Below are 23,635 nucleotides of genomic sequence, written 5' to 3'. Positions count from 1 at the left end.
GCTGTAAAGTGCACGCTAGAGCTAGAAACCTAGAGCGCAGGGGGAAATTGCCTGAAGCAATTTCCAAACGGCGCGTAACGCCCGTCGACAAAGTGGCTGCTTGAATTACAGACAAAAGAAAGGGCGCTAAAAGCGCCCTAAAAAGATGATGATCTATGGAGTAAGTCCACCTTCTCTGAGCGGCCGACACTGAGTTGGTTCAGTGACGGCCGACGAACGGTCGTGCAGTCGCGGTTCCGCCTCACTTCGCTGGCATCAGCAACAGGCGCTTGCTGCCATACACCTTGTCGAGATTCTGCGACTGGAACGGGAAACTCATATAGCTGCCCTTCAGCCAGGCATCGATGCCGTCGGCATAGTGTTCGCTGGCAGGGTTGCCGGATTGCCCTGAGCTATTGAGGCCGATCAGCGGTTCTTCGCGGCCAAAGTCGACGACGATGCGCATGGCCGGGATCAGCCAGGTGTCGAAGTTATCGCCCCAGTCATAAGCCGCCACGTTTAGCGTGCTGTGGTCACCACCTGCCGGATAAGGGCCGCGGTCCAGATAGCCCTTGATGGCGTTGATGCTGGTGCGCTGGCTGGGGCTCATGTACTGCGCCAGTTGGCTGGTTTCAGTGGTCCAGTTGTAGGTGTGCAGTTTGCCCCACTGCCAGGCGCTGCGTTCACTGCCCAGCTGGCTTTCCAGCAGGGTGACTGCGCCCGCCAGGCTGCGCGCCAGAATTACGGGTTTGTCTTCTTGTTGCGCCGTGCGGCGGTCATTCCAGAAGGGGCTGTCATCTCGCCCCAGCAGATGATCCGCCTGAGCCGAGTAGGAGCTGTTGGCGGTCTCGATCAGAGCTTTCCAGGCCTGTGTGCTGTCCGGGCCGAGTTCGTCGAGGAAGGTTTCCCGCGCGCTCTGGTAGAGGAAGGCGCTGTACAGCGCGGCGTCTGCCGAGCTGGCGGCCATATTGCCGTCGAACTTCATCAGCCGGCCGTGTGCTTCACGGGCCTTGCTGCGTTCTGCTGCGGGCAGGGCGTCGATAGCCGCTTTCAGGTCTTCTGCCATGCCTGGTGCACTGAACATATTCTGCAGTTTGGCAACGAAGGGCGAGGTCTGGTCGTACTGCATGGCGATCATGCTTTGGCTGTCATGTCTGCCAGTTGCGGACAATGCGGCGATACGTTCGGCGCGCTCAGGGTAGAACCAAGAGTTGGACAGTTGCATGCCATAGCCACGCGGTACAGTGCGATGGTTGGCGGTGCCCAGCCAGCCTTCGGGCGGGTCCTGGTCGTAGGGATGCAGCATCGGGTCGGCGAAACCGTCCCATTCATATTGGCTATCCCAGCCGGGGGAGGGCATCAGGCCTAGACCGGCGCGGCGATTGGGGAAACGCCCGGTGACTTGCCAGCCAATATGCTGCGCATCGGCAAACACAATGTTCAGTGGCATGGCGCGGACTTCGCGAGTGGCCTCAAAGGCCTGCTCGACCGACTGGGCGCGTGACAGGTCAAAGAAGGCATCGAGGGTCTTATCCGCTTCGAACTGGGTGGTTTTCAGCGCCAGGCCGTAGCCACTGCTCAGTTGCATGGGCTGCAGCATGTGTTTGCGCTCACCGAGCACCGAGTTCAGTAGCGGGCCGTGACGGGTTTCGAAAATGCTTTCGCGGATCGGCCGCTGGCCTTTGATAAAGAAGGTTTCCTGACGCTCCTTCGCGGGTAACCATTTGCCGTCGGCTAGGTAGTGCAGGCGATCGCCCTGGCGTCTGACCTGCTCAAGGAACAGGTCCTGGTTGTCGCCCATGACCATGGTCATGCCCCAGCCCAGCTTGCCGTTGAAACCGGCCACCACCGCCGGTACGCCGGCAATCGATACGCCAGCGGCTTGGTATTTAGGGGAGCGGATCTGTACGAAATTCCACACCGAAGGCATCGACAGTGGCAGGTGGGTGTCGTTGGCCAGCAGGCTCTTGCCGCTGCGGGTGCGCTGGGGGGCAAAGGCCCAGTTGTTGGACGCAGCCACGCCGAGCATATGCGCATCGGCAAATTGGCTGACGGCTGCGCTAACAGCCCCTAGCCCTTCAAGCTGACCGTTGAGGTCGAGCCCTTTGAGTTTCGCGGCTTCTTCCAGTGGTAAGGGCTCATCGGGGTAAGTTGGCAGCAGCCAGGCGAGCTGCTCGCTGCCGACTTTCTGTGCGAGCACCAGCGCGGCGATTTCTTCCTGCAGGTTGACCGCCAGGCCGAAGTTCAGCAGGCAGAACACCAGCACTGAGTCCTCGGCCTTCCAGTACGCCGGACGATAACCGGATTCGGCCAAGTCCATCGGCAGCTTGTCGCGGTAGCGGAAGAGGTAGGCGTTGACCCCGCGGGCATAGACCTCGAAGAAGCGTTTGATCCGCGGCGAAGCGTTGCTGTAGAGCACCTCGGCACTTTTCTTCAGGTTGACCGCGCGCATGAAACGGTCCATTTCCAGTACGCCAGGGCCGGCCATTTCGGCCAGGCGACCTTCGGCCATCAGGCGCAAGCCAACCATTTGGCTGAGGCGGTCGCTGGCATGCACATAACCCAAAGCGAACAGCGCGTCGTGGAAGGTGGTCGTTTCGATCAGCGGCATGCCCAGTGGGTTGCGACGGATTACCACGCTTTGTGCCAGACCCTTGACCCGGACGATGCCCTGGTCCGGGTGCACGCTGTCGCTGTAACGACTGTTCAGAAAGGACTGGCAGCCCGTGAGCGTGACGACGGCCGTAAGAACGGCGGCGAGGCTGAGGTGGGCCATGGGGCGTAACACGCGCGCTAGCATGCAGCAGGCTCCTTGCGGATGGAAAACGATCGGTTAGGGTGTGCGCTTTCCAGATGCGTGGGTGCGCAGGTGCGGTGTACTACGTTAGCCAGCGGCCCTACGCCTGACAAGGCGCAGGGTGAGCGAATCAGGCGCTTTGCCGCAGGGGCGGCAGGGCTTCATCAAGCAGCCAGCGGGCGGCGGCGCGGGCGGCGGCCTTGTGCTGCAGTTCCAGTTCGCTGAAGTGCTGCTCATGCTGGCGGCGTACGCTTCTTTCCAGGGCCTTCCACTCGGCATGGGTCGGCACCTGGGCGGTTGCCGCGAACAGCAGGTGAAACACCTCACAGCGCTGATCCTGGCTGAGGCTGCTGTCGTAGTTATCCAACAGCACCTTGATCCGAATGGCGCCCTCAATCAGCGGTAACTGGCCCTCGAGCAGGCTGCTGGCGAGGATGTGCAGATCGCCGCCAATGCGTTCACGCTGCCTGTTGAGCGCTTCGGCTTGGGTTTTTTCCTGGGTCCAGACGCGCCGCCATAGGTGTAGGGCGTACAGCGCCAGTGCGGCTATCAATGTGGCGCTGCTGATCAGGAGCAGCAGACTGAGATTAGTCATCGCAGGCTTATGCGCCGTGGCATTTCTTGAATTTTTTCTCGCTGCCGCAGGGGCAAGGGTCGTTGCGGCCAACGTCCTTTAGGGCGTTGCGCGCAGGTTCCTGATGGCCGTGATTGCAGTGCGGGCCATGCACGTGGCCGTGATCATGGTGGTCGGTATGATCGTGGTCGTGATTGCAGTCAGGGCCGTGGACGTGTTCTTGCTGGGTCATGCGAGTTACTCCGGGATGTAATCGCCGGGAATTATCTCGCCATTGCGCGACATGTGCACGCTCTGTCCGAAGAACCAGCCAGTTTTTACTGCGCCTTGTAGACGATAGGGGATGGGGCGGTCGGGTTTTTCCAGGGCTTTGACGATCTGCCGCAGGTGGCGCCATAGGTTGGTACGCACCGGGATGGAGAAGTTGTGATGTCCGTGGGCGGGCACGGTAAATGACACATTGGATTCACCTTCGGCCAGTTTGACGTGGTTCAGATGCACCAAGTAGTCCATCCCACGCACTGGCAGGCTGAAGTTGTTGGGGTTATCGATGCGAAAGCGCAGCGTGAAATGCTGCTCCAGCAGTTTGGCTTTAACAATGTCGACTTTAACGAGGCGTACGTCGGGCGACTTGAGATCGCCTTGTGAGGAACAACCGCTAAGGCCCGACAGGAGGCCAAAAAACATCAATAGGCTGAGAATTCTTATCGTTTGCGCCTGATAAAACATTGCATACTCCGAATGACGCATCAGTGTAACAAGCAAGTGCTTGGCTGCAACCTGTTGTGGCGGTAAAAAAACCTGCGCCATACTGAGCAACGAATAGGACAGGAGTATGACCATGGCTCGCTACGAAATTGCCTTTAGTGCGCAGTTGGTCCCGGGTGCCCAATTGGAGTTGGTGAAAGCCAACTTGGCCAAGCTGTTTCAGGCCGATGAACAGCGACTGGCGTTGTTGTTTTCAGGGCGGCGTATCGTGATCAAAAGTAATCTGGATGCAGCCGGGGCGGAAAAATATCGTTCGACGTTGGAGCGCGCCGGCGCGGTGGCCGAAGTGGCCTGCCTGGACGACGAGATCGAAGAAATCGAGCTGGCTGCGCCACCTGCTGTGGCCGCAGCGCCAGTTGCTGCCGCAGTTGCAACACCAGTGCAGGCAGCCAGCAGTCAACCAGCGGGGCGCCTGAAGGTTGCGCCACGTGACGAATATATGGCTGCGTTTGCAGAAGTGGATGCGCCAGATTTTGGTATTGCGCCGCTGGGTGACGATGTACAGGACGGCAAGCCGCAGGTACAGGCTCCGGCCTTGGATCTGTCGAAGTTCAGCCTGGCACCACCCGGCAGTGACATGGGTGAGGCGAAAAAAGCCCCGGCCGGGCCGCCACCGGACATCTCCCACCTGAAATTGCAGGATTAGTCTGCAGTTCGCAGAAAGCGCCTTGTCGGTGCTTTCTGCGCGATCAACCCACCTCAGCCGTTAGAAATAGCTGGCACAGCACTTCTTGAACTTCAGCCCGCTGGCGCAAGGGCAAGCGTCATTGCGGCCGAGTTTCAATTCGACAGTCGGGTCAATGAAATACCAATTACCATTGTTGCGAACAAATGCCGAACGTTCGCGGTGGCTGTGCGCGCCGCTTGCGTCACGCCAGTGCGCGGTAAAGGTGACATAGGCGTGCTGCGGTTCGCCCTCGATCAGCTGCGCCTCTTCCACTTCAAGTCCAATCCAGGTGCTGCCCAAACTCCAGGCGCCAATGGCTGCGTGGTCGAGGCCTGCTTGCTGGGCTGGTAGCGTGCTATGTACCAAGTAGTCGATTAGTCCCAGGGCATAGGCGCTGTAGCGTGAGCGCATCAAGGCTTCGGCGCTGGGTGCTGGGGTGTCTGCATGATAACGGCCGCAGCAAAGTGTTAGCAGTTGGCCGCTGCCGCAGGGGCAGGTTGTGCTTCTCATGGCCTTACCACCAATACTTGCCGAAATTTTCCGGGTTGGCCCAGAACTTGGCGTTCAGCCAGTCGGGTACTTGCTTGTAGTCGAGCAGGTCATAGGTGAACAGGTTAAGTGTCTGTTCACCGCGCTGGAAACACTCACTGGCCTGTAGGGCCAGGGCAAAGAAGTCGGTTTCCTGCCAGTCACAGGCGTGTAAATCGACCAGTACAGCCATGCGGCTGGCATTCAGGTTGCGAATACCACCGAGCAGCTCTAGTCCAGTGCGTTTCGGCAAGTGCTCAAGGCAGTCGACAATCAGCGCCAGATCGAAACGTTGGGCGACCACTTCATTAGATAGGGAGCCTGCAACCGCGTGGACAAAGTGGCAGCTTGGATGGGCCTGGATAAATGCATCAATAGCTGGTGGTTTTCGGCTACCCACTAGCAACAGGCGTTCTGGTATGTAGCGTGCCAACAGGGCGGCAAGGGCTTGCTGGGGCGTTCGGGTGGACGGGCTTGCAGGCATAGCGGCTCCTCGCTCAAGTACGCAAAGACTAACGTGCAGTAGCAATGTGGCCTAGTGCGGAATGTGCTAGTAATGTGTTTACATATTCTCTGGCATATTTTGTTGCTGGCGTCTTTACTTCGTCAGTATCGGTTTTTGCCGATTTACCAATAGGAGACGTATATATGAGCATCACCAGGAAAGCATTACCCCTGATTGTCGCGAGTACCTTTTTGACCGGTTGTGCCGGGCTGCAGAAAACGGATTGGCCAACCTGTGCCGCGATTGGCGGTGTGGGCGGTGCTGCTCTGGGCGCGATTGAAAGCTCTACCTGGGCTGGCGGCGGTGCGGTCGTAGGTGCCGGTATGGCAGCTGCATATTGCTGGGTGCATGGTGCCAGTGATGAGCAGGTTGTTATGGTTGAAGAAGTGGTTGAAGAAGTAGTAGTTGCCGAACCAGCCGAAGCCGTACGTGTAGAGCTGGACGTCAAGTTCGACTTCGACAAGGCCCAGGTCAAGCCAGAAAGCTATGGCGATATCAAAAACCTGGCTGACTTCCTGACCCAATACCCACAAACCACCACTGTGGTTGAAGGTCACACTGACTCCGTAGGCAGTGATGCTTACAACCAGGGTTTGTCCGAGCGTCGTGCTAATGCGGTGCGTGATGTACTGGTCAACCAGTACGGCGTAGGCAGTGATCGCGTCAATGCTGTGGGCTATGGCGAAACTCGTCCGGTTGCGGACAACGCCAGTGCTGATGGCCGTGCCGTCAACCGCCGCGTAGAAGCAGAAGTAGAAGCTCGTCCTTGATCGTCTGACCCCAGACTTTCTGAAGAAAACAAGCCAGACCCTTCGGGGTCTGGCTTGTGCAGCTTGAAGGGTAGGTCTTTACTCCTTAGTTACCGGCAGTAGCCGGTAATACAGGAGATTTCTACCATGAGAGTTAGATCCATAATGGGGATAGCCCCCATTCTCTTGGTCAGTAGTGTTCTTTCAGGTTGCGTCACAACTTCCAGTACGGGAGATGCGCCACTCAACCAAGGGAACTGGCCCCTGTGCACTGCAATTGGCGGTCTGACCGGTGCTGGTCTGGGCGCACTCGAAAGTTCTACGTGGGCAGCAGGTGGAGCCGTGGCCGGTGCGGTCATTGGTACGCTTATTTGTTATGCCCAGGATGGTGATGAAGACGACGACGGTGTGTTTGATCGCCGTGATCGTTGCCCAGGAACCCCTTCTAATACGCCGGTGCATCACAACGGCTGTCCCTTCAAGGAATATGCCAGTACGCCTGTTGAAGCAGAGTCTGAGCCCATTGAAATGGTGGACTCGGTTCGGGTAGAGCTGGATGTGAAGTTTGATTTCAACAAGTCCGATGTAAAAGAAGACAGCCAGGCCGATATCAAGAGCCTTGCCGACTTTATGAAGCAGTATCCACAAACCACCACAACCGTTGAGGGGCATACCGACGCCATAGGCAGTGATGCCTATAATCAGGGCCTGTCTGAGCGGCGTGCCAATGCGGTACGGGATGTGCTGGTCAATCAGCATGGCATCGAGAGCGGCAGGGTTTCTTCTGTCGGGTACGGTGAGTCGCGACCGGTTGCCGACAATGACAGCGATTCCGGGCGTGCAATCAATCGCCGGGTTGAGGCGGAGGTCGAAGCGCAGCCATAGCTGATGTGATGCGTTGTCAGGCCGTTGCGAACCTGCTTTCCAAGTTCGCAACGGCCTGCCAGCGAGGCGATACTTTCAACCCAGTAAAAGCTGTGAAGGGATCCGCTCTCCATGGTTTTTACTGGTCTTCTGGCAGCACACTCCCAAAGCAGATAAGGTGCAGCGAAATAAAAAACTGCCGGGGGCGGATATGAAGATTTTTCTGACGTTGGGTAAGGTGCTGACGGCATTGTTCTGGGGCGTCGTACTGGCAAATCTGCTGCAACCCTTTGCGCAGCCCTTCGCACTGCTGTTGAACGGCGCCGGGGCTTTTATTCTGCTGGTCCATGCATTCGAGCTGTGGCTTTTTGATAAGCGCATCGCCGCTTGCCCCAAGCCGGCGCTAGAGCGTTTGCAGGTCATGTTATTCGGGGTTTTTCAGTTGCTCGGGCTGCCAACGGAACAGCCGGCTGTGGCCGAGACTGAGCAAACGCTGCAGATGGAGGCCGAGAATGCGTAAGCTGCTTGTCCTTGCTGCGCTATTCAGCCCATTGGCATTGGCTCAGGCGGTGATTGAAGTCGACTCTAATACGGTTATGCGGCTGCCGAGCAATACCAGCGTGTTGCTGCTAGATCGTCTGGAAATTGCCGATCATGGCACTTTGTTGATTCCGCCCGGCCTGACCGAAATTCGTGTCGCGCAGCTAAACCTGGGACGCGAAGCACGGCTGGCGATTGCTCCCAGCGATCAGGTTCTGCGTCTCGAAGTGGAGGCTGCCGAGATTGCCAGTGGCGCCCAGATCAGTGCACGTGGCGCCCAGGGCAGTGCTGAAAAACCGGCGCTGCCGGGGCGCGATCTAAGCCTGCGTTTGCAGACCGTCACTCTGGAAAACCTGGTGCTGGATGCCCGCGGAGGTACCGGCGCGCCTGGCTATGCCGGCCTCGCTGGTGCCGATGGCAATCCAGGTAACTGCACCTGGGGTGAAGCCAGTCGTGGCCATGATGGTTTGGATGGTGGTGACGGCCAGCCGGGTGCCTCGGGTGCGCAGGTGCGCCTGGAAGTACCGCAGGGCTTCCCGGTTGAGCAGTTGCAGGTACGCTTGGATGGCGGCAGCGGTGGTCAGCCAGGCACGCCCGGGGCGGGCGGCCAAGGTGGCGTTAGCAAGGGTTGCTGGCTGTACAGCACCGATGGCGCACGCGATGGCAAGCCTGGGCGGGCGGGGCGTGCTGGTGAGCCAGGCCCGGCTGGCGCTCTGAATATCGTGCAGTTCTAACCGGTTGTGCAGTGTTAACCGCTGCTCTCGGGCAGCGGTTGCTTGAGCGCGCTTAGAGCGCGGGACGGGTGCCGGCGATTGCCACCACCAACAATCCCAGCAACAAATTGATGCCGACCAATCGACGAATACGCCCAAGCACGGCTCCGCCATTCGGCCAATCTTCCGCCGCCACAGCGCGGCGCAGTTCAGGCAATTGCAGTGCCTGAATCCGCAGAAACAGCGCGAGCATGGCGATATACAGCCCCATCATGATGTGCACATAGCGCGGCGCGGCGTCGAAGCCGCTAAAGCGCAGGTGCAACATGCCCACGCCGGTGATCGGCAGCACAATCACCGCCGCCCATACCCAGTAGAAAAACCGCGGAAACACCTCCAGCCAGAGTTTCAGGCGAGGCGGGGCCTCCAATGCGGCGACGGCTGCCGGGCGTAACACCATCCACGCGAAGAACATCCCGCCCACCCAAACCAGGGCGGCGAGTAGGTGCAGGCTGTAGACGAAGGCGTATGGGGTCATGCAGGCACTCCTGTTGGTTAAGCGGTTCAGCGCTAAATCGATTTGCGCGCTATGATAGCCGCCGATTACAAACACTGAAAATTTATCCAGCCTTTTCGCGTCAGACTCCATGCTCAGTACCGAACTCAAGACCCAGATTCAGGGCGCCTATTCCCGTTTTCTCGAAGCCAAATCGCTCAAACCGCGTTATGGCCAGCGCCTGATGATTGCTGAAATCGCCAAGGTGCTCGGTGCGATCAAGGCTGACGACGAAGGCCGACGCCTGGGTGATCCGGCAGTTGTGGCGGTTGAGGCCGGAACCGGTACGGGCAAAACCGTGGCCTACAGCCTGGCGGCGATTCCCACTGCCAAGGCGGCGGGCAAGCGTCTGGTGATCGCCACGGCCACCGTAGCCCTGCAAGAGCAGATCGTGCACAAGGATCTGCCCGATCTGATGCGCAACAGCGGGCTGAATTTCAGCTTCGCCCTGGCCAAGGGGCGGGGGCGTTATCTGTGTCTGTCCAAGCTGGATATCCTGCTGCAAGAAGGCCAGGCACAGAGTGCCACCGCCCAGCTATTCGAAGAAGAAGGCTTCAAGATCGATGTGGATGTGCAGAGTCAGAAGCTGTTCACCGCGATGATCGAAAAGCTCGCCGGCAATAAATGGGACGGCGACCGCGACAGCTGGCCGGAAGAGTTGGAAGACACACGCTGGTCGCAGCTGACCACCGATCACAGTCAGTGCACCAATCGCCATTGCCCGAACTTTCAGCAATGCGCCTTCTATAAAGCGCGCGAGGGCATGGGCAAGGTAGACGTCATCGTCACCAACCATGACATGGTCCTGGCCGATTTGGCCCTGGGTGGCGGTGCGGTGCTGCCGGACCCGCGCGACACGCTCTATGTGTTCGACGAAGGTCACCACCTGCCGGACAAGGCCATCGGCCATTTCGCTCACTTCACCCGCCTGCGCTCGACTGCCGATTGGTTGACTCAGATCGACAAGAACCTGACCAAGTTGCTGGCGCAAAATCCGCTGCCCGGGGATCTCGGCAGGCTGATCGAGCAGGTGCCGGAACTGGCGCGGGAGCTCAAAACCCAGCAGCAATTTATGTTTTCCGCTTGTGAACAGGTGGCCGACTTCAAGCCCGGCGAGGATATGCAGGGCCGCGAGCGGCCGCGCCATCGCTTTGTCGGCGGTGTAGTGCCGGAGCATTTGACTGAGCTGGGCCTGGAGCTAAAAAAAGGTTTTTCCAAGCTCAATGAGCTGTTCACCGGCGTGACTGAACAACTCAAGGAAGCCATGGATGGTGAGGGCGCTGTTGGTATTGCCAGTCACCAGGCCGAGGAATGGTATCCACTGTTCGGCAGCCTACTGGCGCGGGCCAAGGGCAACTGGGAGCTGTGGCTGGCCTTTACTGCTGAAGATCCGGAGGAAAGCCCGCCGATGGCGCGCTGGCTGACCCTGGCCGACAGTGGTGCTCTGTTCGACATTGAGGTTAACGCCAGCCCGATCCTAGCGGCGGAAACCCTGCGACGTAACCTATGGAATGTCGCCTATGGCGCCCTGGTGACCTCGGCGACCCTGACGGCGCTGAGCACCTTTGATCGCTATCGCATGCGCGCCGGCTTGCCGAAAGTGGCAGTTACCACCGTGGTGCCGAGCCCGTTCCATCATGCCGATGCCGGCGTGCTGCGGGTACCCAACCTGAACGCCGATCCGCGTGATGCGGTGGCGCACACGGCCGCAATCATTCGCGAGCTGCCCGGCCTGGTCGAGGGCTCACGCGGCACCCTAGTGCTGTTTTCCTCGCGCAAGCAGATGCAGGAAGTCTTCGACGGCCTGGAGCGCGACTGGCGCAAGCGGGTGTTTATCCAGGGCAACCTGTCCAAGCAGGAAACCCTGAACAAGCACAAGGCGCGGGTGGATTCCGGCGAGGAAAGCGTGCTATTTGGCCTGGCCAGCTTTGCCGAAGGTGTCGATCTGCCGGGTGCCTATTGCGAGCATGTGGTGATCGCCAAGATCCCCTTCGCGGTGCCGGATGATCCGGTAGAGGCGGCGCTGGCCGAATGGATCGAAGCGCGCGGCGGCAATCCCTTTATGGAAATCGCCGTGCCGGATGCGTCGTTGCGTCTGGTGCAAGCATGTGGCCGACTGCTGCGCACCGAAGCGGATCGCGGAATCATTACCCTGTTGGATCGGCGCGTGGTTACTCAGCGTTACGGCAAGTCGATTCTTAATGCCTTGCCGCCGTTTCGTCGGGAAATCAGTTAGCAGTCCATCTGGTAAGCAACTCGTTGAGCCTTATCGGCTCCAAGTGGCGCATGGATAATGCCTTGGTAAGCACTAAGGCCAGAATTATGCCTCCGGCAGTGTTGCCCAAGGAGGACGAAACAATGGGAGAGTGTGGTTCGTGAAGGTTAAGCGCAGGCTGCAAACGGCTGTTCTGGTATCAGCGCTAGTAGGGTTTAGCGGTGCAGCCATGGCGAAAGAGCAGGAACTGTTCAACTTTGTTCGGCCAATGGATGCCGTACAGGTCACGACGCAGGATGCTGATCTGCCCAACCGTATCGGCGAGCCGACCCCGCAAGGCGAAGTACTACGCCGGGTGACCTTCCATCCTGCCGAACAGCCGAGTCTACGGTTGACCCCGCAAGACGGCAGCTGGGACTGGTCGCAGCAGGCACTGATAAGCCTGCGTGTGCAGAACGCCATGGATTGGGCGTTGACTTTGGATGTGCTGATCGAGAGCGCTGACGGTCAGCGCCTGAGTACGCGTATCGCCTTGCCGGCTGGCCCTGCGCAAACGCTGTTGATCCCTTTGCAGGCAACTTCGCCCCGCGATCAAGGTATGCGTGCCGGTGTGCCGATGCCCTGGACGGACAAAGGCCAGCGCCTGCTGTTGGCGGATACGGTCACTGGTGCGCTGGACCTGAGCAAGGTCAGCGCGGTCACCCTGTCCATACCGCAGCCGAAAGCCGGACAAGATATTCTGATCAGCCAGTTTGGCGTGACTACCGAGCAGCTTTCTGCGGCGGCATATGCCGGCATCGTCGACAGTTACGGCCAGTACACGCGGGCCGATTGGCCGGGCAAGGTCAAGCACGACGAGCAATTGCAGCAGGCCGTGGTCCAGGAGCAGCAGCAATTGCATACCTGGCTGGCTGAACGCCCTGCGCAGGATAAGTTTGCGGGCTGGACCGGCGGACAGCCTTTCGAGGCGAGTGGCTTCTTCCGTACCGAAAAGCGCGACGGCCGTTGGTATCTGGTAACGCCAGAGGGTCATCCGTTCTACTCGCTGGGCGTCAATGCGGTCACCACGCAGCAGAGCGCTACCTACGTTGAGGGGCGTGAGGCGATGTTTGCCGGGTTGCCGCAACCGGGTGAGGCGCTGGCCGCCTATTTCGGCACATCCGATAGCCGCAGCGACACTGGCGCCAATCAGGGCCGGGCGTTTGCCAGCGGGCGCTGGTTCGACTTCTACAAGGCCAACCTGCAGCGCAGCTATGGCCAGGTTGACCCTGCGGCCTGGCTCACGCTGAGCCAGGACCGACTGCAGGCCTGGGGCTTCAATACCCTGGGTAACTGGAGCGAGCCGGCCTTCGGCGGCGATACGCGTATGCCGTTCAGCATTGCGCTGTCGATTCATGGCGATTACGCCACCATCAGCACCGGCGTTGATTGGTGGGGCGCGATGCCTGATCCATTCGACCCACGCTTCGCCATGGCCACCGAGCGCGCTGTAGCGATAGCCTCGCGCGATCACCGTGACAACCCCTGGCTGCTTGGTTATTTCGCCGATAACGAACTGGCATGGGCTGGGCCGGCGGATGACCCCTATGGTCGCTATGCCCTGGCGTACGCCACGCTGCGCCTGACCACCGACGTTCCGGCCAAGCGTGCCTTTCTCAAGCAGCTACGCGACAAGTACCGCAATCAGAATGGTCTGTCCCGCGCTTGGGGCATCGAGCTGCCTGCCTGGGAATTGATGGAAGATCCTGGCTTTAAGGCACCATTGCCAAGTGCCGAGTACCCGGCCGTCGAAAAAGACATGCAGGCATTCTTGCGTCTGTATGCCGAGACCTATTTCAAGACCATTGCCGATTCGCTCAAGTGGCACGCGCCCAACCACCTGCTGTTGGGTGGCCGTTTTGCCAGCAGCATCCCCGAAGCGGTGAATGCCTGCGCCAAGTTCTGCGATGTACTGAGCTTCAACTTCTACACCCGCGAGCCGCAGCACGGTTACGACTTTGCCGCCCTGCGTGAGCTGGACAAGCCGCTGATGGTCACCGAGTTCCACTTCGGCTCCCGTGACCGTGGGCCGTTCTGGGGTGGCGTTGCCGAAGTCTACAAGGAACAAGAACGCGGCTCGGCCTATGCGCATTTCCTGGCCAAGGCCCTAGAGGAGCCGCAGATCGTCGGCGTGCACTGGTTCCAGTACCTCGATCAGCCGGTTACCGGGCGTTTGCTGGACGGCGAGAATGGTCACTTGGGTCTAGTCGCGATTACTGATCGGCCATGGGATGGCTTCGTTAAAGCTGTGCGCAAAGCTAACCTCGATGTGCCGAAAGCTCTGCTTAAGCCTGTAGCTGCGCCAGTTCCTGCGGTTCCATAAAGGCTATTCGCCAGACTGATAGTAGGCTTGCCAGCCTTGGGCTGGGTTCACCGCTGGCGTCAGAGCTGAAACAATCTGCCGAACAGTGGCCAAATATAAGAAGAAGGGGGCAGGGCGGTGCAGATACAAGGTTATTTCGACCTGAAGTTCGAGGCGTTGCGCGACGCTTTTGCGGCGTTGTTCGATGAGCCGCAGGAGCGCGGCATGGCGCTGTGCGTGCAAATCGGTGGCGAAACCGTGGTGGATCTGTGGGCCGGGGTGGCCGACAAGGATGGCCAGCAGGCCTGGCATAGCGACACCATCCTCAATCTGTTCTCCTGCACCAAGACCTTTACCGCAGTCACTGCCCTGCAACTGGTGGGCGAGGGCAAACTCGAACTGGATGCGCCGGTGGCGCGCTACTGGCCGGAGTTCGCCGCTGCCGGTAAGGACAAAATCACCCTGCGTCACTTGCTCAGCCATCAGGCCGGATTGCCAGCTTTGCGCCAGATGCTGCCGGCTGAGGCGCTGTATGACTGGCAAGCGATGACCACCGCCCTGGCAGCCGAGCAGCCCTGGTGGGCATTGGGTGATGGTCATGGTTACGCTCCGATTACCTATGGCTGGCTGGTGGGTGAGGTGTTGCGCCGCGTCGAGGGGCGTGGGCCGGGCGAGTCCATCGTTGCGCGTACGGCCAAACCGCTTGGCCTGGATTTTCATGTTGGTTTGGCCAATGATGAGTTTGACCGCGTATCGATCATCTCCCGTGGTAAGGGCAACTTCGGCGACGCGGCCGCCCAGCGTTTGCTCAAAACCATGATGAGCGAGCCGGCGGCCATGAGCACACGGGCCTTTACCAACCCGCCGTCGATCATGACCAGCACCAACAAACCCGAGTGGCGGCGCATGCAGCAGCCGGCAGCAAACGGCCATGGCAATGCGCGTAGCCTGGCCGGCTTTTATAGCGGCTTGCTGGATGGCCAGTTGCTGGAAAGCGAACTGCTGGCCGAGTTGACCCGTGAGCACGCGGTGGGCGAGGACAAGACTCTGCTGACCCGCACCCGCTTCGGTCTGGGCTGTATGCTCGATCAGCCCGAGGTCGCCAACGCCACCTACGGCATGGGGCCGCGTGCATTTGGCCACCCTGGAGCCGGCGGCTCTATTGGCTTTGCCGACCCAGAGCGGGATGTGGCCTTCGGTTTTGTCACCAACAACCTAGGACCGTTCGTCTTGATGGACCCTCGTGCGCAGAAACTTGCGCGTCTGTTGGCTGATTGTTTATAGCCAGCTCGGCTAAACTGCTGCGCAACATGGCATGGCCCGCCCTCTGAGCGGGCCACTGACCGGCTTCTTTTTGCTCAACACGTGTGGATACCCGATGCTCGCCAATAAAACTCTCGCCATCGCTCTGTGTGTACTTATCAGCGGTTGCAGTCTTTTCGACAAGTCCGCAAAGCCTGCACCGAAAGTGGTGCCAATGCCGCCACCCGCAGTGACCCAGGCTTGGTTGGATGTGTATGAGCCGAAGGTGCGCGAAGCGATCAAGGGCACCCATTTTGAATTTGAGCGTCGGGAGAACCTACTGGTGATCACCGCGCCGGTGCAGGGCTCATTCAACCCGGACCGTCCGCACATGATGCTGCCGATTACCCTGGGGCCACTGAGCCGTATGGCCAAACTGCTGGAAAGTGATGAAACCATTGGTGTGCTGATTCTCGGCCATGCCGATAGCAGCGGTGAGGTGAATGCCAACCGCGAGCTGAGCCAGCAGCGCGCCCGTGCCTTCACCTCGATTTTCCGCCTCAGCGGCCTCAAGCAGAATCGCCTGATGGTCAAGGGGCTGGGCTCAGACATGCCACGCGCCGCCAACGATAGCCAGCAAGGCCGTGCGCTTAACCGTCGGGTGGAAATCCTCCTGACCTCGAAAGCCACCCTTAACGCGCTGATCTCCAAATACAGCCAGCCGGCGCCCGCTGTAGTAGTCGCGGCTGCCAAACCTGCTGCGGACAAGAATGCGAAAGCCGTAGCCAAGGCCGATAAGCCCGCTAGCAGCCAGTAAACCACTACGTTAATAGTCATTACGCAGTGGCGTATTGCTGCAGATCAAACCAGATTGAGTGCTCGCGGGTAAGCTAGGCAAAACGTTTTTAAGAGGATTTGCCGATGACTCAAACCCTGGCTGATATGCGCCGTGACTACACCCGCGATGGCTTGAGCGAGGCGCAAGCGCCGCTTGAGCCTTTTGCGTTATTTGAGCAATGGTTTGCCGATGCGGTAAAGACCGAGCAACTGCCGGTCGAGCCTAATGCCATGACTCTGGCGACCGTCGATGGCGAAGGGCGTCCGCATTGTCGGGTGCTGCTGCTTAAAGGTCTGGATGCGCGCGGCTTTACCTTTTTCAGCAACTACGACAGCGCCAAAGGTCAGCACCTGGCCGTCAATCCCTTTGCCGCCATGACCTTCTTTTGGCCGAGCCTGGAGCGGCAGGTACGGATCGAGGGGCGCGTCGAGCGGGTTACTGCCGAAGAATGTGATGCCTACTTCCAGGTGCGTCCGCTGGGCAGTCGCTTAGGTGCCTGGGCTTCGCCGCAGAGCCGGGTGATTGCCGACCGTGCCGAGTTGGAAGGCCTGTTGGCTGAGACCGAGCAACGCTTTCTGGACCGTGCCCCGCATTGCCCGCCGCATTGGGGCGGTTATCGTCTCCTGCCGGAGCGCATCGAGTTCTGGCAAGGCCGTTCCAGTCGTCTGCATGACCGTCTCAACTTCCGCCTGCAGGACAGCGCCTGGCTGCGCGAGCGCCTTGCGCCCTGAGTGCGCTTCAATCGCCGGAGTAGTGCGCGGCAGCGTGCTCCAGCCAGGCGGGCAGGGCGCTGCGTTTGATGCCGGCAGCCTGTGCTTCAGCCAGGCGAGCGAGCATATAGCTGCGTTTGGCCACTGAGTCACCGGCCAGCGATAGCGCCAGGTCACGGTCCATCCAGCGTCTGATCCGCACATAGAGCCACCAGTGGAAGTACAGCCCGGCAACACTGGTGATGGCGACGATAAAGTAATCCATAAATCCCCCAAACTAAGCCTTAGCTTAGGCTGATTGGATGTTGTGATTGCACGCGGCTAAGTGTCGCGCCATAGCCCTAGGCCGCAGCTTGGGTAAAGATTTGCTGCATATTGGCGGGTGACAGCGCCAGTGTGCAGGCGTTTTAATGAGGGTCTGCCCAAATGGAGAAACCATCATGCGTAAACACTTTCTATTGGCGGCTTCGTTTGCCGCGCTAGCCCTGCTGGGCGGCTGCGCCTCCAGCCTGACGGGTGACACTTACTCGCGCGACGAAGCGCGTGCGGTGCAAACGGTGCGCATGGGTACCATCGAAGCGCTACGTCCAGTGAAGATCGAAGGAACGAAAACTCCGATCGGCGCAGGTGCCGGTGCGGTAATTGGCGGTGTGGCGGGTAGCGGCGTCGGTGGTGGACGTGGCAGTGCGGTGGCTGCAGTGATCGGTGCAGTGGCAGGTGGCTTGCTGGGGGCGATGACCGAAGAAGGTCTGACCCGCACCCAAGGTGTGGAAATCACCGTGCGCGAAGATGATGGCAGCATGCGCGCCTATGTTCAGGCCGTCGAAGAGAATCAAATTTTCCGCGTTGGCGAGCGTGTGCGCATTATGACCGTGAATGGCACTAGCCGCGTTACTCACTGAGTGTCGTAAAGGCCGGATCAGTCTCGACTGATCCGGTTTTTTATTGCCTTTTTTCCAGATAAACCAGATGTTTGCCGGTGTTTTTCGGGTTTTTTGGGCAGGCTCGCGGAAAACACTGTGTTTAGTAATGATTCTATCCATGACTGCTGGCCGATAGTTATGGATAATCGCCCACGCTTTTGCGCCGACGGGCTTTCGTTGCCGTGCGGTGCAATACTTCTGCGTGGGTGCAGCCCAGGTCAAACCTGGGGCTGCCCGCCAGTCAGCAGGTTGGAGAGTCAGCCGGGGACGGGTACGTACCGGGTTCGTATTAAGGGGTTTTTTCTATGACGCTTGCGCTGATCATCGCCTTGCCATTTCTCGGCATTTTTCTGCCTCTGCTGGCCGAGCGTCTGGGCCGTTCTGCCTGCGCCGCGGCAGCAGGGGTGGCGCCGCTGACGGCTCTGATCTTGCTGTTTTCGCAGCAGTCTGCGGTGTTCGCTGGCGAGTTGCTCAAGGTCAAGTTGGAGTGGTTACCAGCCCTGGGTCTGAACCTCAGCCTGCGTCTGGATGGCTTGGGCTTTCTGTTTGCCTTGCTGATCCTCGGCATCGGCCTGCTGGTCATTCTCTACGCCCGTTATTACCTGTCGAAGAAGGAGCCCATGGGGCGCTTCTTTGCCTTCCTTTTGCTGTTTATGGGCGCCATGCTCGGTGTGGTGCTCTCGGAAAACCTGCTGCTGATGCTGATGTTCTGGGAGCTGACCAGTCTGTCGTCATTCCTGCTGATCGGCTTCTGGGGCGCTCGCTCGGATGCGCGCAAAGGTGCGCGCATGGCTTTGGCCGTGACCGGTGGCGGTGGCCTGGCGCTGTTCGCCGGGATTCTGCTGATCGGCCATATCGCCGGCAGTTTTGAATTGTCCCAAGTGCTGGCTGCTGGTTATGCGATCCGCGCCCACGAGCTGTACCCGCTGGCGCTGGTACTGGTGCTGCTGGGGGTGTTTACCAAGTCGGCGCAGTTTCCGTTCCATTTCTGGCTACCGCATGCCATGGCTGCGCCTACGCCTGTGTCGGCTTATCTGCATTCGGCGACGATGGTCAAGGCCGGGGTGTTCCTGCTGGCGCGCCTGTACCCGGCGTTGGCAGGTTCGGAGTGGTGGTTCTATCTGGTCAGCATCACTGGCCTGGTGACCTTGCTGGTCGGTGCCGGAATGGCGCTGTTTCAGCATGACCTCAAGGGGCTGCTGGCCTACTCGACCATCAGCCATCTGGGCCTGATCACCTTGCTGTTCGGTCTGGATACTCGCTTAGCGGCGGTGGCGGCGGTGTTCCACATCATCAACCACGCCACTTTTAAAGCCTCACTGTTTATGGCCGCGGGGATCATTGATCACGAAACCGGTAGCCGCGATATGCGACGCATCAACGGCATGTGGAAATACATGCCGCATACGGCTGTGCTGGCCATGGTGGCAGCCTCGGCGATGGCCGGGGTGCCGCTGCTCAATGGCTTCCTGAGCAAAGAGATGTTCTTTAGCGAGACGCTCAATCAGCACCTGCTGGGCAGCTTCAACTGGGTAATTCCGGCTGCCGCAACCCTGGCCGGGGTGTTTTCGGTGGCCTATTCGTTGCGCTTTATCCATGACGTGTTCTTCAACGGTGAGCCGGTTGATCTGCCGCATTACCCACCGCACGAGCCGCCACGGTATATGAAGGTGCCAGTGGAAATTCTGGTGTTCCTCTGTCTGCTGGTAGGTATTGTCCCGGCTTACACCGTGGCGCCGCTACTGGCGGCTGCCGCTACGGCTACCCTAGGCGGTGAGGTGCCGACATATAGCCTGGCGATTTGGCATGGTTTCAACCTGCCGTTGTTGATGAGTTTTATCGCCTTGTTTGGCGGGATTCTGGTGTACGTGTTCCGTCAGCCGTTGTTTCGCTGGTATGCCGGGCTGCCGAGTGTGGATGCCAAACTGCTGTTCGAGCAGGGCGTGCTGATCCTGGTCAAGGTGTGTAGCGCGCTGTCCAACTGGTTGGAGAATGCTTCGCTGCAACGCTACCTGGCGCTGCTGCTGGCTACTGCCTTGTTGGTAGTAACTCAGGGCCTTAGTTCGTTGCCACAGATCAATGGGCCGCTAGCCATGGCCCCGATCGACGGTATCACCACCCTGGGCTTGGGCATTATGGCTTTGGCTGCCTTGGTAACAGTGGTCTTCCACCGCCAGCGGCTGGTATCGCTGTTGATGCTTAGCGTGGTCGGGCTGATGGTGGCCCTGGCCTTTGCCCGTTACTCGGCGCCAGACCTGGCCCTGACTCAGCTTTCGGTCGAAGTGGTAACGATCGTCCTGCTGATGCTCGCGCTGTTCTTTCTGCCGGCGCACACCCGTATTGAGTCGAGCAGCCTGCGCGGTCTGCGCGACTTCACCCTGGCGGTGGGGAGCGGGGTGATGGTGGCGATGCTGGTGTTTGCCGTGTTGACGCGGCCGTATGACAGTATTTCGACGTTCTTCCTGGAAAACAGCGTGCCGGGCGGCGGCGGTAGCAACGTAGTCAACGTGATTCTGGTGGACTTCCGTGGCTTCGATACCATGGGCGAGGTCACCGTGCTGGCGATTGCCGCAGTCGGTATCTTCGCACTGCTTGATGGTTTGCGCCTGATCCAGCCAAAAGTTGATGCACAGGGGCGCGACTGGGCGCGTGACCGCCATCCGTTAATTCTCGCCACTTTGTCGCGTGTGTTGTTGCCGATGGCGCTGCTGGTCTCGGTGTTTATCTTCCTGCGCGGGCACAATCTGCCAGGCGGCGGCTTTATCGCAGGGTTGGTGACCGCAGTGGCGTTGATCCTGCAATACGTTGCCAGCGGCGTGCAGTGGACGCAGTCACGCCTGCCGCTGAATTACCAGGGCATGGCCGGCCTCGGCGTGCTTGTTGCAGGCCTGACGGGCCTGGGCAGCTGGCTGTTTGACCGGCCGTTCCTGACCTCGGCCTTCGGTCATTTCCATATCCCGCTGATCGGTGAAATCGAACTGGCCACCGCCATGTTGTTCGACCTGGGCGTGTACCTGACGGTAGTCGGCGCGACCCTGCTGATTCTCGCTAACCTGGGCAAGTTGACTCAGGAAAAAGCCGTACAAGAGGTGCTTTGAGATGGAAGCCATATTTGCCGCAACCCTGGGCATCCTGACCGCCAGCGGTGTGTATCTGCTGCTGCGCGCACGGACCTTCCCGGTGGTGCTGGGGCTGACGCTGATTTCCTATGCGGTCAATCTGTTCCTGTTTGCCATGGGACGTTTGCAGAGCGGCGTGACCACGGTGATCGGGCAGAGCAGTGACTACGCAGACCCGTTGACGCAGGCGCTGGTGTTGACCGCCATCGTGATCGGTTTTGCCATGACTGCCTTCGTCGTGGTGCTGGCGTTGCGCAGCGTCGGCGAAACCCAGACCGACCATGTTGACGGCCAGGAGCCTGTGCAATGAATCACGGCTTGATCCTGCCAATTTTGCTGCCGATGTTTGCCGGCAGCCTGTTGCTGCTGGGCGCGGGCCTGAGCCTGCGAGTCAAACGCAGCCTGGCGTTGCTGGCCACCTTATTGCTGCTGCCATTGAGTGGATACCTGCTTTGGCTGGCCGATCAGGGCGTGTTGCAGGTGTATGCCGCCGGTAACTGGGCAGCACCCTTCGGCATCATCCTGTTGCTTGACCGTCTAAGTGCTTTGCTGATGGTGGTCACGGCGGTGCTCGGCAGCTTTGCCCTGTTGTATGCGGTGCGGGGCGACGATGAGCGTGGGCAGAGTTTCCATGCGCTGTTCCAGTTCCAGTTGATGGGTATTAACGGCGCCTTTCTCACCGGTGACTTGTTCAACCTGTTCGTGTTCTTCGAAATTCTGCTGATTGCCTCCTATGCGCTGCTGGTGCATGGCGGCGGGGTGGAGCGGGTGCGCGCAGGGCTGCATTACGTCGTGCTGAACCTGGTAGGTTCGGCGTTCTTCCTGCTCGCGGTGGGGGTGCTGTATGGCATTACTGGCACCCTGAACATGGCCGATATGGCCATTCGCGTAGCCGCCACCGGGCCGGATGATGCCGCGCTGCTCGGCGCTGCTGGGCTGTTGCTACTGGTAGTGTTCGGCCTTAAGGCGGCCTTTATGCCGCTGTATTTCTGGTTGCCCAAGGCTTATGCCTCGGCCACTGCGCCGGTCGCTGCGCTGTTTGCGGTCATGACCAAGGTCGGCCTGTATTCGATCATCCGCGTGTACACGCTGATCTTCGGTGACGAGGCCGGCAGCCTGGCTAATATGGCTAACGACTGGCTCTGGCCGATTGCCCTGCTGACCCTGGCGCTGGGCGTGATCGGTGCGTTGGCGGCGGTCAGCTTGCAGGGGCTGCTGGCGTACCTGGTGGTGGTGTCGGTCGGCACCTTACTTGCGGGTATTGCAATTGGCACCGAGCAAGCATTGGCGGCTGCCCTGTACTACCTGGTGCACAGCACTTGGGTGGCCGGCGGGCTATTTCTGCTGGCCGATCTGATTGCCCGTCAGCGTGGTGTTAAGCAGGCGCTGCTGGTACAGGGTCCGGCGTTGCAGAATCCGCATCTGCTCGGTGGCCTGTTCTTTTTCGGCGCGATTGCCGTGGCGGGCCTGCCGCCGCTTTCTGGGTTTATCGGCAAGCTGTTGTTGCTGCGCTCGCTGGAGCCTGGCCTGCAGGCCCTGCTGTTATGGCCGATTGTGCTGGGCGGTGGTCTGTTGACTCTGATTGCTCTGAGTCGCGCCGGTAGCATGCTGTTTTGGCGCGTGGGTCTGAGCCAGCTAGACAGCGCCGAGTTGGATTACGGCCGGCTGCTGGCCTGCGCCAGCTTGCTACTGCTTAGCCTGCTGTTGATGGTCGGTGCTGCGCCGCTTCTAGCCTATGTCGAAGCCACGGCCAGTCAGCTGCATGACCTGACGCTGTACCGGCAGATCATCGAATCGGGAGCTGCACGATGAAAGCACGTCGTTGGTTACCTCATCCGCTGCTGAGCCTTTGTTTGCTGCTGGTCTGGCTACTGCTGATAAACGACCTGAGCCTGGGCCACTTGTTGCTCGGCGCGTTGCTCGGCTGGGCGATTCCGTTGCTGACCCAGGTGTTCTGGATCAACCCGCCACGGGTCTACAAACCGCTGAAGCTGACTCTGTTCCTGCTGCGCGTCCTCGGCGATATTGTCGTTGCCAATCTGCAGGTGGCCAAACTGATCCTCGGCCCGACTGCCAAGCTGCGCCCGGCATTCGTAGAAATTCCCATGCTGCTGGAAGATGAACTGGCCCTGACCATGCTCACCAGCATCATCTCGCTGACCCCGGGCACGGTGTCCGCCGACCTCAGCGATGACCGCAGCATGCTGCTGGTACACGGCCTGGATGTGCCTGACGCCGAGGCCATGGTGGCGGAAATCAAACAGCGCTACGAAGCACCCCTGCTGGAGGTATTCACATGCTTGCCTACGTGATTCCGCTGTGCCTGGTGATCATCGGCTTGGCTCTGGTTCTGACCATGGCGCGGCTGATCATCGGGCCCGATCTGCCCGATCGCATCCTGGCCCTGGATACCCTGTATATCAATGCGATTGCCATGCTGGTGCTGTTCGGCATCTGGCTGGGCTCGGACCTGTACTTTGAATCAGCCCTGCTGATTGCGGTGATGGGCTTTATCGGCACGGTGGCCGTGGCCAAGTATCTACTGCGCGGCGACATCATCGAATGAGGAGCACCTGATGGCTTTCTGGATCGAAGCGCTGGTGGCGCTGTTTCTGCTGCTTGGCAGCCTGTTTGCGCTGGTCGGTGCGATTGGCCTGTACCGCCTGCCGGATTTCTTTATGCGCCTACACGGCCCGACCAAGGCCAGCACCCTGGGCGTGGGCGGCATGGTGATTGCCTCGCTGATCTACTTCAGCTTTCGCGGCGAGGGCGTTAGCCTGCATGAACTGCTGATCGCCCTGTTTCTGTTTATCACCGCACCGGTCAGCGCCCATATGCTGGCCAAGGCCGCGATGCAGCAGAAGCTGCGAATCAGCGAGCAGACCCGCGGTAAGCCTTGGGAGCAATAAGCCGGCGTCGCGTGTTGATCAACCTTGGCTGTTACTACATAGCGCCTTGTCTCGCTTTAGCCTCGCGAGATCCGAAGCAGGCTCAAGAACCAGCCCAC

24 protein-coding genes and 1 pseudogene are annotated in these 23,635 nt (G+C 59.6%); 17 read left to right on the top strand and 8 right to left on the bottom strand.

The window, feature by feature from the left end; genetic code table 11:
- Window positions 1-241: 241 nt before the first annotated feature.
- The 4 genes from AACX99_RS11525 to AACX99_RS11510 all read right to left on the bottom strand — a co-directional run bounded on the left by AACX99_RS11525 (window position 242) and on the right by AACX99_RS11510 (window position 4,079).
- Window positions 242-2,755 (bottom strand): penicillin acylase family protein, encoded by a 2,514-nt coding sequence (locus tag AACX99_RS11525; protein WP_445261869.1) that lies wholly within the window; start codon window positions 2,753-2,755, stop codon window positions 242-244.
- Between the two features lie 151 nt (window positions 2,756-2,906).
- Window positions 2,907-3,371, bottom strand: coding sequence for a DUF2489 domain-containing protein (locus tag AACX99_RS11520; RefSeq protein ID WP_339411930.1), 465 nt, complete (start codon window positions 3,369-3,371; stop codon window positions 2,907-2,909).
- Window positions 3,372-3,378: 7 nt separating this feature from the next.
- Complete coding sequence (locus AACX99_RS11515; RefSeq protein ID WP_339411929.1) at window positions 3,379-3,582, bottom strand: SEC-C metal-binding domain-containing protein; 204 nt, start codon at window positions 3,580-3,582, stop codon at window positions 3,379-3,381.
- A 5-nt stretch (window positions 3,583-3,587) separates the two neighbouring features.
- Complete coding sequence (locus AACX99_RS11510; protein ID WP_339412218.1) at window positions 3,588-4,079, bottom strand: LEA type 2 family protein; 492 nt, start codon at window positions 4,077-4,079, stop codon at window positions 3,588-3,590.
- Window positions 4,080-4,191: 112 nt separating this feature from the next.
- Here AACX99_RS11510 and AACX99_RS11505 point away from each other — a divergent pair, with 112 nt between their 5' ends.
- Entirely contained in the window at window positions 4,192-4,764 is a 573-nt protein-coding gene (locus AACX99_RS11505) for a hypothetical protein (protein ID WP_339411927.1), read from the top strand.
- Between the two features lie 60 nt (window positions 4,765-4,824).
- Here AACX99_RS11505 and AACX99_RS11500 read toward each other — a convergent pair whose 3' ends face one another.
- Window positions 4,825-5,295 carry a YchJ family protein gene (locus AACX99_RS11500; protein WP_339411925.1) on the bottom strand — a complete coding sequence of 157 codons (471 nt, stop codon included), beginning with the start codon at window positions 5,293-5,295 and terminating at the stop codon, window positions 4,825-4,827.
- A gap of 4 nt (window positions 5,296-5,299) precedes the next feature.
- Window positions 5,300-5,797: a DUF6231 family protein gene (locus AACX99_RS11495; RefSeq protein WP_339411923.1), complete on the bottom strand. Its 498-nt coding sequence runs from the start codon at window positions 5,795-5,797 to the stop codon at window positions 5,300-5,302.
- A gap of 437 nt (window positions 5,798-6,234) precedes the next feature.
- Here AACX99_RS11495 and AACX99_RS11490 point away from each other — a divergent pair.
- The 4 genes and pseudogenes from AACX99_RS11490 to AACX99_RS11475 form a co-directional block, all read left to right on the top strand.
- A pseudogene (locus AACX99_RS11490) lies at window positions 6,235-6,588 on the top strand (OmpA family protein); the annotation flags it as partial.
- 144 nt (window positions 6,589-6,732) lie between these two features.
- Window positions 6,733-7,452, top strand: coding sequence for an OmpA family protein (locus tag AACX99_RS11485; RefSeq protein ID WP_445261868.1), 720 nt, complete (start codon window positions 6,733-6,735; stop codon window positions 7,450-7,452).
- 190 nt (window positions 7,453-7,642) lie between these two features.
- Window positions 7,643-7,951: a DUF1145 domain-containing protein gene (locus AACX99_RS11480; RefSeq protein WP_339411920.1), complete on the top strand. Its 309-nt coding sequence runs from the start codon at window positions 7,643-7,645 to the stop codon at window positions 7,949-7,951.
- A complete protein-coding gene (locus tag AACX99_RS11475) occupies window positions 7,944-8,705 on the top strand; it encodes a collagen-like protein (RefSeq protein ID WP_339411919.1) in 762 nt (253 codons plus the stop codon). The genes AACX99_RS11480 and AACX99_RS11475 overlap by 8 nt, the downstream gene beginning before the upstream one ends.
- 52 nt (window positions 8,706-8,757) lie before the next feature.
- On the opposite strand, the gene AACX99_RS11470 is transcribed toward AACX99_RS11475, so the two are convergent.
- Complete coding sequence (locus tag AACX99_RS11470; RefSeq protein WP_339411917.1) at window positions 8,758-9,222, bottom strand: CopD family protein; 465 nt, start codon at window positions 9,220-9,222, stop codon at window positions 8,758-8,760.
- 109 nt (window positions 9,223-9,331) lie between these two features.
- Between AACX99_RS11470 and dinG the strand changes: the two genes are divergently transcribed.
- The 5 genes from dinG to pdxH all read left to right on the top strand — a co-directional run bounded on the left by dinG (window position 9,332) and on the right by pdxH (window position 16,607).
- On the top strand, window positions 9,332-11,476 hold the full coding sequence (gene dinG / locus AACX99_RS11465; protein WP_339411915.1) for an ATP-dependent DNA helicase DinG: 2,145 nt from the start codon (window positions 9,332-9,334) through the stop codon (window positions 11,474-11,476).
- Window positions 11,477-11,684: 208 nt separating this feature from the next.
- Window positions 11,685-13,817, top strand: coding sequence for a beta-agarase (locus tag AACX99_RS11460; protein WP_339411913.1), 2,133 nt, complete (start codon window positions 11,685-11,687; stop codon window positions 13,815-13,817).
- A 117-nt stretch (window positions 13,818-13,934) separates the two neighbouring features.
- Entirely contained in the window at window positions 13,935-15,080 is a 1,146-nt protein-coding gene (locus AACX99_RS11455) for a serine hydrolase domain-containing protein (protein ID WP_339411912.1), read from the top strand.
- 31 nt (window positions 15,081-15,111) lie between these two features.
- Entirely contained in the window at window positions 15,112-15,855 is a 744-nt protein-coding gene (locus tag AACX99_RS11450) for an OmpA family protein (RefSeq protein WP_339411911.1), read from the top strand.
- Window positions 15,856-15,959: 104 nt separating this feature from the next.
- Window positions 15,960-16,607, top strand: coding sequence for a pyridoxamine 5'-phosphate oxidase (gene pdxH, locus AACX99_RS11445; RefSeq protein WP_339411909.1), 648 nt, complete (start codon window positions 15,960-15,962; stop codon window positions 16,605-16,607).
- 7 nt (window positions 16,608-16,614) lie between these two features.
- Here pdxH and AACX99_RS11440 read toward each other — a convergent pair whose 3' ends face one another.
- Window positions 16,615-16,851, bottom strand: a complete 237-nt coding sequence (locus AACX99_RS11440) for a hypothetical protein (RefSeq protein ID WP_339411908.1) — start codon at window positions 16,849-16,851, stop codon at window positions 16,615-16,617.
- A gap of 175 nt (window positions 16,852-17,026) precedes the next feature.
- Here AACX99_RS11440 and AACX99_RS11435 point away from each other — a divergent pair, with 175 nt between their 5' ends.
- From AACX99_RS11435 to AACX99_RS11405, 7 genes are all read left to right on the top strand, one after another.
- Entirely contained in the window at window positions 17,027-17,488 is a 462-nt protein-coding gene (locus AACX99_RS11435) for an outer membrane lipoprotein (RefSeq protein WP_339411906.1), read from the top strand.
- 326 nt (window positions 17,489-17,814) lie between these two features.
- A complete protein-coding gene (locus AACX99_RS11430) occupies window positions 17,815-20,607 on the top strand; it encodes a monovalent cation/H+ antiporter subunit A (RefSeq protein WP_339411905.1) in 2,793 nt (930 codons plus the stop codon).
- 1 nt (window position 20,608) lies between these two features.
- Window positions 20,609-20,938, top strand: coding sequence for a Na+/H+ antiporter subunit C (locus AACX99_RS11425; protein ID WP_339411904.1), 330 nt, complete (start codon window positions 20,609-20,611; stop codon window positions 20,936-20,938).
- Window positions 20,935-22,440, top strand: a complete 1,506-nt coding sequence (locus tag AACX99_RS11420) for a monovalent cation/H+ antiporter subunit D (RefSeq protein WP_339411902.1) — start codon at window positions 20,935-20,937, stop codon at window positions 22,438-22,440. The genes AACX99_RS11425 and AACX99_RS11420 overlap by 4 nt, the downstream gene beginning before the upstream one ends.
- Complete coding sequence (locus tag AACX99_RS11415; RefSeq protein ID WP_339411901.1) at window positions 22,437-22,940, top strand: Na+/H+ antiporter subunit E; 504 nt, start codon at window positions 22,437-22,439, stop codon at window positions 22,938-22,940. Before AACX99_RS11420 ends, AACX99_RS11415 begins: the two co-directional genes overlap by 4 nt.
- Window positions 22,925-23,194, top strand: coding sequence for a K+/H+ antiporter subunit F (locus AACX99_RS11410; protein WP_339411900.1), 270 nt, complete (start codon window positions 22,925-22,927; stop codon window positions 23,192-23,194). Before AACX99_RS11415 ends, AACX99_RS11410 begins: the two co-directional genes overlap by 16 nt.
- Before the next feature lie 10 nt (window positions 23,195-23,204).
- Complete coding sequence (locus AACX99_RS11405; RefSeq protein ID WP_339411898.1) at window positions 23,205-23,537, top strand: Na+/H+ antiporter subunit G; 333 nt, start codon at window positions 23,205-23,207, stop codon at window positions 23,535-23,537.
- Window positions 23,538-23,635: the final 98 nt, after the last annotated feature.

This window comes from Pseudomonas sp. EA_35y_Pfl2_R5 (assembly GCF_963970805.1).
Taxonomy (GTDB): Bacteria; Pseudomonadota; Gammaproteobacteria; order Pseudomonadales; family Pseudomonadaceae; genus Aquipseudomonas.
This window is presented reverse-complemented; position numbering and strand designations above follow the sequence as displayed.